The organism is Micromonospora psammae, assembly GCF_036902725.1.
GTDB lineage: Bacteria > Actinomycetota > Actinomycetes > Mycobacteriales > Micromonosporaceae > Micromonospora.
In genome coordinates this window covers 20,062-30,918 of sequence record NZ_JBAKHM010000041.1, presented here as the reverse complement: position 1 = coordinate 30,918, position 10,857 = coordinate 20,062, and the positions used below count along the sequence as shown (strand labels likewise).

General features: G+C 69.2%; 11 protein-coding genes and 1 pseudogene. 3 read left to right on the top strand and 9 right to left on the bottom strand.

Annotation, left to right across the window (positions count from 1 at the left end; all coding sequences use genetic code 11):
* Positions 1–75: 75 nt before the first annotated feature.
* The gene (locus tag V6U79_RS28825) at positions 76–375 is read right to left on the bottom strand and encodes a hypothetical protein (RefSeq protein WP_334616608.1); all 300 of its coding nucleotides are present in this window, start codon (positions 373–375) and stop codon (positions 76–78) included.
* 1,014 nt (positions 376–1,389) lie between these two features.
* Here V6U79_RS28825 and V6U79_RS28820 point away from each other — a divergent pair.
* On the top strand, positions 1,390–1,614 hold the full coding sequence (locus tag V6U79_RS28820; RefSeq protein WP_442933831.1) for a hypothetical protein: 225 nt from the start codon (positions 1,390–1,392) through the stop codon (positions 1,612–1,614).
* A 145-nt stretch (positions 1,615–1,759) separates the two neighbouring features.
* Here the strand turns inward: V6U79_RS28820 and V6U79_RS28815 are convergent, their stop codons facing one another.
* The 8 genes from V6U79_RS28815 to V6U79_RS28780 form a co-directional block, all read right to left on the bottom strand.
* Positions 1,760–2,305 carry a gluconokinase gene (locus tag V6U79_RS28815; protein ID WP_334616607.1) on the bottom strand — a complete coding sequence of 182 codons (546 nt, stop codon included), beginning with the start codon at positions 2,303–2,305 and terminating at the stop codon, positions 1,760–1,762.
* On the bottom strand, positions 2,295–3,524 hold the full coding sequence (manD, locus tag V6U79_RS28810) for a D-mannonate dehydratase ManD (protein ID WP_334616606.1): 1,230 nt from the start codon (positions 3,522–3,524) through the stop codon (positions 2,295–2,297). Before manD ends, V6U79_RS28815 begins: the two co-directional genes overlap by 11 nt.
* 24 nt (positions 3,525–3,548) lie before the next feature.
* Positions 3,549–4,502: a sugar kinase gene (locus V6U79_RS28805; RefSeq protein WP_334616605.1), complete on the bottom strand. Its 954-nt coding sequence runs from the start codon at positions 4,500–4,502 to the stop codon at positions 3,549–3,551.
* The gene (locus V6U79_RS28800; RefSeq protein ID WP_334616604.1) at positions 4,499–5,122 is read right to left on the bottom strand and encodes a bifunctional 4-hydroxy-2-oxoglutarate aldolase/2-dehydro-3-deoxy-phosphogluconate aldolase; all 624 of its coding nucleotides are present in this window, start codon (positions 5,120–5,122) and stop codon (positions 4,499–4,501) included. The genes V6U79_RS28805 and V6U79_RS28800 overlap by 4 nt, the downstream gene beginning before the upstream one ends.
* A gap of 2 nt (positions 5,123–5,124) precedes the next feature.
* On the bottom strand, positions 5,125–6,273 hold the full coding sequence (dgoD, locus tag V6U79_RS28795) for a galactonate dehydratase (protein WP_334616603.1): 1,149 nt from the start codon (positions 6,271–6,273) through the stop codon (positions 5,125–5,127).
* Between the two features lie 6 nt (positions 6,274–6,279).
* Positions 6,280–7,095: a carbohydrate ABC transporter permease gene (locus V6U79_RS28790; RefSeq protein WP_334616602.1), complete on the bottom strand. Its 816-nt coding sequence runs from the start codon at positions 7,093–7,095 to the stop codon at positions 6,280–6,282.
* On the bottom strand, positions 7,092–8,039 hold the full coding sequence (locus V6U79_RS28785; RefSeq protein WP_334616601.1) for a carbohydrate ABC transporter permease: 948 nt from the start codon (positions 8,037–8,039) through the stop codon (positions 7,092–7,094). The genes V6U79_RS28790 and V6U79_RS28785 overlap by 4 nt, the downstream gene beginning before the upstream one ends.
* Before the next feature lie 76 nt (positions 8,040–8,115).
* A complete protein-coding gene (locus V6U79_RS28780) occupies positions 8,116–9,357 on the bottom strand; it encodes an ABC transporter substrate-binding protein (protein ID WP_334616600.1) in 1,242 nt (413 codons plus the stop codon).
* 186 nt (positions 9,358–9,543) lie between these two features.
* On the opposite strand from V6U79_RS28780, the gene V6U79_RS28775 reads away from it, so the two are divergent.
* Both V6U79_RS28775 and V6U79_RS28770 read left to right on the top strand, forming a co-directional pair.
* A complete protein-coding gene (locus tag V6U79_RS28775) occupies positions 9,544–10,302 on the top strand; it encodes a FadR/GntR family transcriptional regulator (protein WP_334616599.1) in 759 nt (252 codons plus the stop codon).
* Positions 10,303–10,337: 35 nt separating this feature from the next.
* Positions 10,338–10,487: pseudogene (locus tag V6U79_RS28770) on the top strand (transposase); the annotation flags it as partial.
* Between the last annotated feature and the right edge of the window lie 370 nt (positions 10,488–10,857).

Genomic DNA, 10,857 nt, shown 5'->3' with positions numbered 1-10,857 from the left:
GGCGCTTGGTCAGTGAGCACCGGTTGGCCAACTGCCAACGCTCCGACCTGCCCACCAGCCCTCCAACGAATGCGGCTAGTCCGAGTGCCGGTGCGCTACGTCGGGCGATTCCTGGAGCTGCCTGATGCCGTCAAGCAGTTCGTCCCAAAGGTTCTCCGCGGCCTTGCGAACCTGCGGGTTGGGATTGCGGTGTACAACCCGCTTCGCATCGCCCAAGGCCATGCCGGTCGCGTCGGCAACGGCCTTGATTGCCGAAATCGGGGAATCGGTGCGCCGAAGCAGTTCCTGGGCTACCTGATCCGCGTCGGCGTCGGATGCCAGCATCGCCTGCGCCGCCTTTGTCAGGAGTCGAATCGGCTCCGCCCTGTCGGCCACTGAGTGAGCGTATCGCCAAGCCGCCTCGGGGCAGGGCGTGGCCAAGCCAGGTCATGCCCTGTTCCCGACGTGAGCGGACGTCGCCCGACTGACGACTGGGAACACCATGGCTGACATCTTCGGGGACGCCAAAGAGGTCTCCAGCCTGAAGGGCCTGCTCAGGACGTTTCCCGTGGGATCGATGTCTCAGATGACGGACCTGCGGCGGACTTCAGCCCGCTAACCCGCGACGCTCTACGTCGATCCACAGCACCTGAGCTCTGCCGCAAACCACCGTCCGGCTGTCGGTGCTTGACCCGTCCGCCCCAGAAGGAATGATCAGCCGCCGATAAGCTGGGCGAGCAGCGGAGTTCGTCTGCGCAATGGTTCCATCGACGTCCGTGGAAGTCCGGCGTCACGCGCCTCGGTAGTCATTCAGTTAGTCAGCCAACTTGTCCGACGGCGACACCACGCTCGGCAAGTAGTTCTGTGCTCGTGATCACTTGGACGCCCCGGCCGGTTGCCCGGTTCCGAAGCTTCTTGTCGTTGGTCACGAGCGGGCATCGTTCGAAGACGGCGGTCGCTGCAAGTAAGGCGTCTCGGGTGTGATCGATGTTGCCGGCCTGCAATGCATCGAACACGTCTGCGTCGTCTACTGCCCGGCACCAACTGGCGCGAGAGTAGCCGGCGGCGGCAGCCCCGGAGGTACGAGTCGTGACAACGGACATCCTCGCTGGGCGCCTCGTACCCACCGCCATCTACGCCACCCGGTTGACCACCGTGCTGTTGCCGAGCGGGCGATGGCCGGTAGCTGAGACTACCGGGCCGAGCGCCGGAGACCCCTCGGACAAGCCCTATCGCGGCCTCACGACGTTGTCGCGCGGTGGCCTAGTTCCTCCGCAGCATTCTGGCAGATCAACCGCAGCGCGCGATAGCCGCGACTGAACGTGTATCACCCGCTACACGGATCAGGCAGACGTTCCCCTTAACCGTCTCGGGCTGGCACTTCCGCATTGGGTGATGGGTGTCCGTCCGATGAGGACGACCATCGAGGATGGCTGTTTGCAGGATTCGACCAACCTGCAGGTCGCCATCGACGCCAGCGCCCGCCTGGTGATCGCCGTCGGCGACCCTCAGCCGGGCAACCCCAACGACACCATCGTCTATCGCGGCAGCGGCATCGACCAGAAGCTGGACGGGCGACCGGTCGCCGCCGTCACGATGAACGCTGCTCGATCGCCGCAGCCGCAAGGACGATGAGATTCGGCCGTTGCCCCAGCCGACCTACCGGGGCTGGCGGGGTTGCAGGATCGCTGCACCGAACGGTTTCGTGTCCGCATCAGCCTCCACAGACGCCCTGCCCGGGTGAGCGCCGGGCCCGGACCGACGCCCGAGCCCGGTGGCCCTACCGGCTGCCCGCCGCGGCTCGGGCCGGCAGTCCAAGACGGTCGACCGCAGCGGTGACCAGTTCCTCCGGCGGCAGCGTGATCTCCAGAACGACGCCGGACTCGTCCGGACCCAGGTGTTCCAAGATCGCCCGCTGGGAGTCGAGCAGGCTGGCCGGCATGTAGTGCCCGGCGCGCCGGCTCATCCGGTCCCGGATGAGCTCCGTCGCGCCGGCTAGGTGGACGAACTCCACGTCCGGCGGACCTTCCCGCAACACGTCCCGGTAGGACCGCTTCAGCGCCGAGCAGGCCAGCACCGTGGACACCCCCTCGGCGTGCCGGGCGGCCATCCACTCGGCGAGGTCGCGCAGCCATGGCCAGCGGGCGTCGTCGTCCAGCGGTACGCCCGACCGCATCCGCGTCACGTTGGCCTCCGAGTGGAACTCGTCCGCCTCGGCGAAGCGCAGCCCGGTCAGCTCACTGATCCCCTGGGCCACCGTTGTCTTGCCCGCCCCGGACACCCCCATCACCACGACGTGCCGGGTGAGCGGTCGGTTACCAGTCATGGACGGTGCCGTCCTTGAGCCGGTTGAAGGGCAGGTACGCCGGCTGGTACGGGAACCGGGCGGCGGCCTCCTCGTCGAGTTCCACGCCGAGACCGGGCTGTTCCCCGGGGTGCAGGTAGCCGTCGGTGAAGCTGAACGACTGCCGGAACACCTCGTTGGTCAGCGCGCCGTGCTGCATGTACTCCTGAATGCCGAAGTTGTGGATGGCCAGGTCGAGGTGGAGCGCGGCGGCCATACCCACTGGCGAGATGTCGGTCGGGCCGTGGATGCCGGACTTGATCTGGTACTGCGCGGCGAAGTCGAGCAGCTTGCGCATGGCCGTGATGCCACCGGTGTGGGTGACCGCGGACCGGACGTAGTCGATGAGCTGTTCCCGGATCAGCGTTTGGTAGTCCCAGACGGTGTTGAAGACCTCGCCGATGGCCAGCGGGGTGGTGGTGTGCTGGCGAACCAGGCGCAGCGCCTCCTGGTTCTCCGCCGGGGTGCAGTCCTCCAGCCAGAACAAGTCGTACGGCTCCAGAGCCTTGCCGAGCTTCGCGGCCTGGATGGGGGTCATCCGGTGGTGCCCGTCGTGCAGCAGCGGCAGCTCCGGGCCGAACTCGTTCCGGACCGCCTCGAAGACATAGGGCAGGTGCCGCAGGTACGCGCGAGTGTCCCAGTCCTCCTCGGCGGGCAGCGGCGTGCGCTGCGCCGGCTCGTAGTCGTAGCGCTTGCCGTCGACGCCGGGCTGGGCGGCGACGCCGTAGACGGCGTTGATGCCGGGCACCGACATCTGCACCCGGATCGACCGGTAGCCGAGGTCGAGGTGCAGGCGGATCGAGTCGAACAGCTCCGGCAGTTCCCGCCCGGAGGCGTGGCCGTACGCCATGATCCCGGTCCGGGACGCGCCGCCGAGCAGCTGGTAGAGCGGCATCCCGGCGGCCTTGGCCTTGATGTCCCACAGCGCGACGTCCACGGCCGCGATGGCGGCCATGGTGACCGGCCCCCGCCGCCAGTACGCCGACCGGTAGAGGAACTGCCAGGTGTCCTCGATGCGGTGCGGGTCCCGGCCGATCAGCAAGGGGACGACGTGGTCGGTCAGGTAAGAGGCGACGGCCAGCTCCCGCCCGTTGAGGGTGCCGTCACCCAGTCCCGTCAGCCCCTCGTCGGTGGTGATCTTCAGGGTGACGAAGTTGCGGTCGGGGCTGGAGACGATGACGTCCGCCGCGATGATCTTCACGCAGGTGCCTTTCTCAAGTGATGCTCAGCGAAGGGTGCTGCCGGGCTGCAGGTCGTCCAGGAGGGACAGTTCGTCGCGGCGCGGGAGGGCCTCCCAGTCGCCGTGACCGGCGACGGCGAAGGCGCCGAGGGTTACCGCGCGGCGCAGCCGCCCGGCCAGGTCGAGACCGTCGAGGTGCCCGGAGAGGTAGCCGGCGGTGAAGGCGTCACCGGCGCCGACGGTGTCCACTGCGGTGACCGGCAACGCTGGCGCGTGCCGGACCCCGTCGCCGGTGTACGCCCGGGCGCCCTCGCCGCCGAGCTTCACCAGCACAGTCGTCACACCCCGCGCCAGCAGCCCGGCCACCACGGTTTGCTCCGCCGCGCCGGGTTCGCCGACGAGGTCCAGCTCGTCGGCGGAGGCGACGACGACCGAGGCGTACCCGGCGAGTCGGGTGAGCACCGCGCGGGCGTCCTCGCGGCTCCACAGCTTCGCCCGGTAGTTGACGTCGAGGCAGACCAGCGCCTCGGACCGGGACGCCATTTCGGCCGCCCACCGGGTGGCCTCGTGGGCGCTGTCGGACAGCGCCGGGGTGATGCCGGTCAGGTGCAGCATGCGGGTGCCTGCGGCCAGAGCCGGACGCAGGTCCTCGACGTCCAGCGCGGACCCGGCCGAGCCGGCCCGGTGGTAGCGCACCCGGGTCAGGTCGGCCGTACGGCGTTCCAGGAACATCAGCCCGGCCGGACGCTGCGGGTCGCGGGTGACGTGGTCGACGGCGACGCCCTCAGCGCGCAGTTGGCGGAGCACGTACCCGCCGAGCTCGTCGTCGCTGACCCGGCCGGCCCAGGCTGCCCGGTGGCCGAGCCGGGCCAGCCCGATGGCCACGTTGGCCTCGGCCCCGGCGAGGTGCATGGTCAGCGCCCCGCCGGTGGCCAGCGGTCCGGCCGACCGCAGCGATACCAGGGCCTCGCCGAAGGTGAGCAGGTCGACGGCGGTCATGACGTGGCGGCGACGTAGGCCCGGGCCCGATCCCGCAGCGCGTCGAGGTCGCCGCCGGAGGCGGCGTCGCCGACCAGCGGGCCGCCGACGCCGACGGCGATCGCGCCGGCCGCGAGGTAGCCGGGCAGCTCGGCGAGGCCCACCCCGCCGACCGCGACGAACGGGATGTCCGGGAACGGGTCGCGCAGCGCCTTCAGGTACGCCGGCCCGCCCACCGACGCCGGGAAAAGCTTGACGACGGAGGCCCCCGCCCGGACGGCCGCGTACGCCTCGGTCGGGGTGAGCGCCCCGACGGCGACCGGCAGGTCGCGGCGGACCGCCTCGGGGATGGAGTCCACGACGGCCGGTGTGACCACGAACTGCGCGCCGGCGGCGACGACGTCCGCGACGTCGGCCGGGGTGAGCACCGTCCCGGCGCCGACCAGCGACCCGGGCGGGGCGGTCGCCCGGATCACCGCGATGGCGTCGAGGGCGCCCGGCGTGGTCAGGGCCACCTCCACCACCCGTACGCCCTCGGCCAGCAGGGCGGTGCCGGTGGCGATGGCGGCGGCGGTGTCAGTGCCGCGAATGACCGCCAGCAGGCGGGTCGCGGCGAGTTCGGCGGTGAGGTCGAGTGTCATCGTCACCATTCCGCGTAGGAGCCGTCGATGTGCCGGAACATCGGGGTGCGCCAGGCGTGACCGCGCTTGTCCGCGACGCGGACCGCCGCCTCGTCGACCTCGATGCCCAGGCCGGGCGCGGTGAGCCGCTCGACGTACCCGTCGACGAAGGTCAGTGGGGTCTTGTCGAGGCAGTAGTCGAGCACCTCGGCGCCGAGGTTGTAGTGGATGCCGATGCTCTGCTCCTGAATCAGGTAGTTCGGCGTGGCGAAGCCGACCTGGAGGCAGGCCGCGAGGGCGATCGGCCCGAGCGGGCAGTGCGGGGCGAGCTGCACGTCGTACACCTCGGCGAGCGACGCGATCTTGCGTACCTCGGTGATGCCGCCAGCGTGCGAGAGGTCCGGCTGCGCGACCGCGATGCCGGCCTGGAACACTGGCAGGAACTCCTGCCGGCTGTAGAGCCGCTCCCCCGTGGACACCGGCGTGGTGGTCGACCGGACGAAATCGCCGATCAGGTGGGAGTTCTCCGGGACGACCGGCTCCTCCAGGAACAACGGCCGGTACGGCTCCAGCAGCGGCGCCACCCGACGGGCGTTGGCCAGGGTGAAGCGGCCGTGGAAGTCGACGGCCACGTCGCGGTCGTCGCCGAGCACCTCGCGGGCCGCGGCCACCCGGGCGATCACGCCGTCGAGCTCGGCCACCGAGGCGATCGGGCTCATCCGGCCGGAGGCGTTCATCTTGACCGCGGTCAACCCCGCCTCGACCTGGGCGGCGATGTGGTCGCGGACCTCACTGGGCTCGTCGCCGCCAACCCAGCCGTACACCCGGATCCGGTCCCGGACCGGACCGCCGAGCAGCTGGTGCACGGGGGCACCGAAGTGCTTGCCGGCGATGTCCCACAGCGCCTGGTCGAGGCCGGCCACAGCGCTGGCCAGGATCGGGCCGCCCCGGTAGAACGAGCCCTTCGTCATGACCTGCCAGTGGTCCTCGATCCGCAGCGCGTCGCGGCCGATCAGCAGCTCGCCGAGCTGCTCGACGGCGGCCTGGACGGTTTCGGAGCGCCCCTCGCAGGTGGCCTCGCCCCAGCCGACGATCCCGCTCTCCGTCTCGACGCGGACGAAGAGCCACCGGGGGGCGACGAGGAAGGTCTCGATGCGGGCGACTGTCGTCATGGTGGCTCAGCCCTTCGTCGCGCCGGCGGTGAGCCCGGAGACCACGTACTTCTGCACGAACAGGGCGATCAGCATGATCGGCAGGGTGACCACGGTGGCCGCGGCCATCAGCCCGCCCCAATCGATACTGGCGTAGCCGACGAAGTCGAAGATCGCCACGGGCAGCGTCTTAGTGTCGGCGCCGGAGAGCACCAGTGCGAACAGGAAGTTGTTCCAGGAGAAGATGAAAGACAGGATTCCGGCGGTGGCGATGCCCGGCACGGACAGCGGCAGGGTGATCCGGCGAAACGCGCCGATGTGGGTCAGCCCGTCGACCAGCGCAGCCTCCTCCAGCTCCTCCGGCAGGCTGTCGAAGTAGCCCATCATGATGTAGACCACCAGCGGCAGCGAGACGAACATGTGGCTGAGGATCAGGACGCCGAAGCCGCCGACCATCTTCAGGTTGGAGAAGACGTAGTACCAGGGCACCAGCAGCGAGACGCCGGGGATGACCCGGGCCATCAGCACCACCAGCGCGGATTTTCTCATGTTGAACCGGCTCATCGAGTACGCGGCCGGCACGCCGAGGATCAGCGACGCCACGGTCGCGGCGAAGGCCACCCAGAGGCTGTTGCCGATGAACTGGGTGTAGTTCGCCTGCTTGAGCACGTTGGCGTAGTTGTCCACGGTGGGCGAGAAGACCAGCGCCTTGCCGGTGTCGTAGATGTCGACGTTGGTCTTGAACGACGCCGCGATCATCCAGAGCAGCGGCGCGAGCAGCGACAGCACCACGACGGCGAGCGCCACCACCCGGAACACCCGGTACGCGGGACGGGGCTTCATCGCTGTGACTCCTTGCGCCGGGCGGTCAGGGCCCACATCGACCCGATGATGATCAGGAAGAAGATGATGAGGACAGTCGAGGAGACGCCGTACTCGTTGTAGTCGAAGCTGAGGCCGTAGGCGTAGACGTTGAGGGTCTCCACCTCGTGGAACGAACCGCCGCCGCGGCCCTTGGTGGCGTAGAGGATGTCAAAGGTCTTCAGCGCGTCGATGCCGCGCAGCAGGATCGCCACGATCACCGTGGGCATCAGCAGCGGCAGGGTGACGTGCCGGAAGCGCTGCCAGGTGCTGGCGCCGTCGATGCGGGCTGCCTCCTGCGGCTCCTCCGACAGTGCGGTCAGCCCGGCGAGCAGGATCAGCACCACCATCGGCGTCCACTGCCAGACGTCGATGAAGATGGTGGTGGGCAGCGCCGAGTGCTGGCCGGCGAGCCACGGCTGCGGTCCGATGCCGACCCAGCCGAGCAGCTGGTTGGCCAGGCCGATGTTCGGGTCGAAGATGAGCCGCCACATCATGCCGACAGCGACCGGCGTGGCAACCAGCGGCATCAGGATGGCCACCCGGACCCACTTCTGCCCCTTGAACGGCCGCCACAGCAGCAGCGCGATCGCCATCCCGAGGGCCACCTCGAAGAGCAGCGCGACGACGGTGAACGCAGCGGTCCGCCCGACGGCGGGCCAGAACCGGTCGGTGTCCGACAGCACGTCGATGTAGTTCCGGAAGCCGACGAACTCGCTCTCGGCGCGGACGGAGCCCTCGGCGTCGGTGAGGCTGAGGTAGCCGGTCCAGGCCAGCGGGAAGACGATCAGCACGGCGACGAAGGCCATCGCCGGGGCCGCGAAGAGCCACTTGCGGTGGTCGTTGGCCCAGCGCGCCCATCCGGGCGTGTCGGGCGTGGCCGAGACGCCGCCGGGCGCTCGGGCGGGGGTGGTAACTGTTGCCATGGGATCTCCGGGGGTGGGCGGGCCGGCGGGGAGACGTGGGTGGTGGGACCGGCCGGCCCCACCACCCACGCGCGGCTTACTTGGCCTCGTCGTCCAGGAACTTCTGGAAGGCGGTGTTCGCCGTGTCGGCCGAGGCCGCGGCGTCCTTGCCGGCAATCGCGTCGACGATCGGCTGGCCGACGATCTCGCGGGCCTGGGCGACCTTCACGACCAGCGGCCGGTCGTGGCCCACGCCGTCCTTGGTGCTGGCGGCGATGGCCTCGACCAGGTCCTTCGGGTAGGTCGCGGTGCCCTCCGGGTTGGCCCAGACGGAGGTACGGGCACTCGGCACGCCGGACTTCTGCTGGGCGAGCGTCTGCTGCTTGCCGGTCGCCCACTCGATGAACTTCCAGGCGTTGCTCTTGTTCTCCGAGCTGCCGTTGATGCCTAGCGCCCAGGAGGGGATGTTGTACGGCTTCGAGCCGGCCGGGCCGGCGGGGAACGGCGCGAAGCCGACGGTGTCGGCCACCTTGGACTTGGCCGGGTCGGTGGCGTTCTTGTAGAGCGAGTTGGCCTCGGTGTAGAAGGCAGCCTTGCCCTGGGTGAAGATGGCCATCGCCTCGGGCCAGCTCATGTCGGTGCTGACGTTCGCCGGGCCGTGCTCGGAGATGAGCCCGCCGTAGTAGGCGTACGCCTGCTTGGCGGCGTCGCTGTTGACGGTGGCCTTGCCGCTGCCGTCGACGAAGTCGCCGCCGAAGCTGTACAGGAAGCTGGAGAACTGGGTGACGGCCGGCGACTTGCCGGTCCGGGCGACGAAGCCGGCGACGCCCGGCTGGGCGGCCTTGACCTTGGCGGCGGCGGCCTTGAGCTCGTCGAGCGTCTTCGGCGGGGCGCTCAGGCCGGCCTTGGCGAGCAGGTCCTTGCGGTAGTAGAGGACCTCCTGCTCGGTGATGATCGGGACGCCGACCGGCTTGCCCTCGTACGAGGTGGCCTCCACCGGGCCGGCCTGGAAGTCGGCGAAGTCCCAGTCCTTGTTGGACTTCACGTGGTCCGACAGGTCGGCGAGGTACTTGTTCTTGGCGAACAGCCTCCCCTCCTGCAGGGGGCGGTACATCATCACGTCGATGTCGGACGAGCCGGCGTTCAGCTTGACGTTGTACTGGTCGGAGAGCTGGTCCTCGCCGAGCTGGGTGATCTCGACCTTGAGCCCGGTCTGCTTCTCGAACTCGGGCAGGGCCCGCTTGATGTTCTCCGTCCAGACGTGGTTCGCCAGGGTCACCCGGACCGTCTTGGACGCGCCGCTGTCGTCGCCACCGCCGCCGCAGGCGGCCAGGCCCATGGCGGCAACCACAGCCAGAGAAGTACCGAATATCGATCGACGCCGCACGTCCATCTCTCCTTCTGTCGTGGCCGCCGCCCAGCGGGAGGAGCGCCACACCGTTGTAACGTCCGCTTAACGAGGGGATGCTAGGCCCAAAAAGCCGACTTATTCAAGGGATGATCTTCAACTGATACGCTCCGAGCCGTGGATAAGTCCTCTTCAGGGGTCGCACCCGCCCAGCCCGCCCCTGCCGAGGCCGGGCTGCACGCCCGCGTTCTCGACCACCTCGGCACCGCCATCTGCGGCGGCGAGGTGGCTGCCGGCTCCGTCCTCAACATCGACGACCTGGTCGAGCGGTACGCGGTCTCCCGCTCGGTGATCCGCGAGGTGCTGCGGGTGCTGGCGTCCATGGGATTCATCGAGACCCGGCGCCGGGTCGGCGTGCTGATCCGACCAGCCGAGGCGTGGAACGTCTTCGATCCACAAGTGATCCGCTGGCGGCTCGCCTCCGCCGGTCGGATGGGGCAGCTCCGCTCGATCACCGAGCTGCGGACCGCGGTCGAGCCGCACGCCGCCTGGCTGGCCGCCCGCCGGGTCGACCACGACGAGGCGAGCGATCTGGTCGGGCTCGCCGCCAAGATGTGGGCCGCCGGGAAGGCCGGCGACGAGGAACGCTTCCTCAGCCTGGACATCGAGTTCCACCGGCGGGTGCTCGCCGCGTCCGGCAACGAGATGTTCGGAAAGCTCCAGGAACTGGTCGCCGAGGTGCTCACCGGCCGGCATCACTACAACCTGATGCCGCACTACCCCGACGAGCAGGCCCTGCAACTGCACGCCGACGTCGCCCAGGCGATCCAGCGACGGGACGGCGAGCGGGCCAGGGAGGCCATGGTGCGGATCATGGAGCAGGCGTTCGACGAGATGAAGTCGATGTGGGACCAGACCGGCGAGCCCGGCCGGTGAACTGACCTCCGCCACTGGTTGCCGAGCGTTCCTAGATTCTGTGGAAGCTGCGCACGGACGCGCCCTGGCGTGACCTGCCGGAACGCTTTGGGCCGTGGAAGACCTGCCACGAGCGGCTGCGCCGTTGGACGGCCGATGGAACGTGGGATCGGATCCTGGCTGCGGCACAGGTCCACGACGACGGCTGCGGTTGTTGACCTCTTCGGATCCGCCGAAGATGTCACCGAGCAGAGAGCCCTGCTCAACGCATTGCCGGTGGGATTGATGTTCCAGGTGTTAGGACGGGTGCCGCCGCCTCAACGACGACGCGCAGAGCCAGATATCGAACAACTCTTTCCAGCGCTGATCCGATCCGACAGCCGGCGCGGACCGACGAGGCGGTCGGATCCATAGGGCCTGCAGCTTGACCACTTCGGTGCTTTCTGGGAGGTCACGCCGGACCGCTCGCCCACATCACCAAGGTCAAAGCCCTCGGCCCTGTCCAACGTCGGTGAGCACTTCGGGCGCGGTGACCACTTCGCCAACCCGCACCCAATCTGCTCCCACTTGCAAGGC

Coding starts and splice junctions, on each gene's coding strand:
- dgoD (WP_334616603.1), bottom strand. CDS start 6,273: ATGACGACAGTCGCCCGCATCGAGACCTTCCTCGTCGCCCCCCGGTGG.
- V6U79_RS28785 (WP_334616601.1), bottom strand. CDS start 8,039: ATGGCAACAGTTACCACCCCCGCCCGAGCGCCCGGCGGCGTCTCGGCC.
- V6U79_RS28815 (WP_334616607.1), bottom strand. CDS start 2,305: ATGACTGGTAACCGACCGCTCACCCGGCACGTCGTGGTGATGGGGGTG.
- V6U79_RS28800 (WP_334616604.1), bottom strand. CDS start 5,122: ATGACACTCGACCTCACCGCCGAACTCGCCGCGACCCGCCTGCTGGCG.
- V6U79_RS28790 (WP_334616602.1), bottom strand. CDS start 7,095: ATGAAGCCCCGTCCCGCGTACCGGGTGTTCCGGGTGGTGGCGCTCGCC.
- V6U79_RS28805 (WP_334616605.1), bottom strand. CDS start 4,502: ATGACCGCCGTCGACCTGCTCACCTTCGGCGAGGCCCTGGTATCGCTG.
- V6U79_RS28780 (WP_334616600.1), bottom strand. CDS start 9,357: ATGGGCCTGGCCGCCTGCGGCGGCGGTGGCGACGACAGCGGCGCGTCC.
- V6U79_RS28820 (WP_442933831.1), top strand. CDS start 1,390: ATGAGGACGACCATCGAGGATGGCTGTTTGCAGGATTCGACCAACCTG.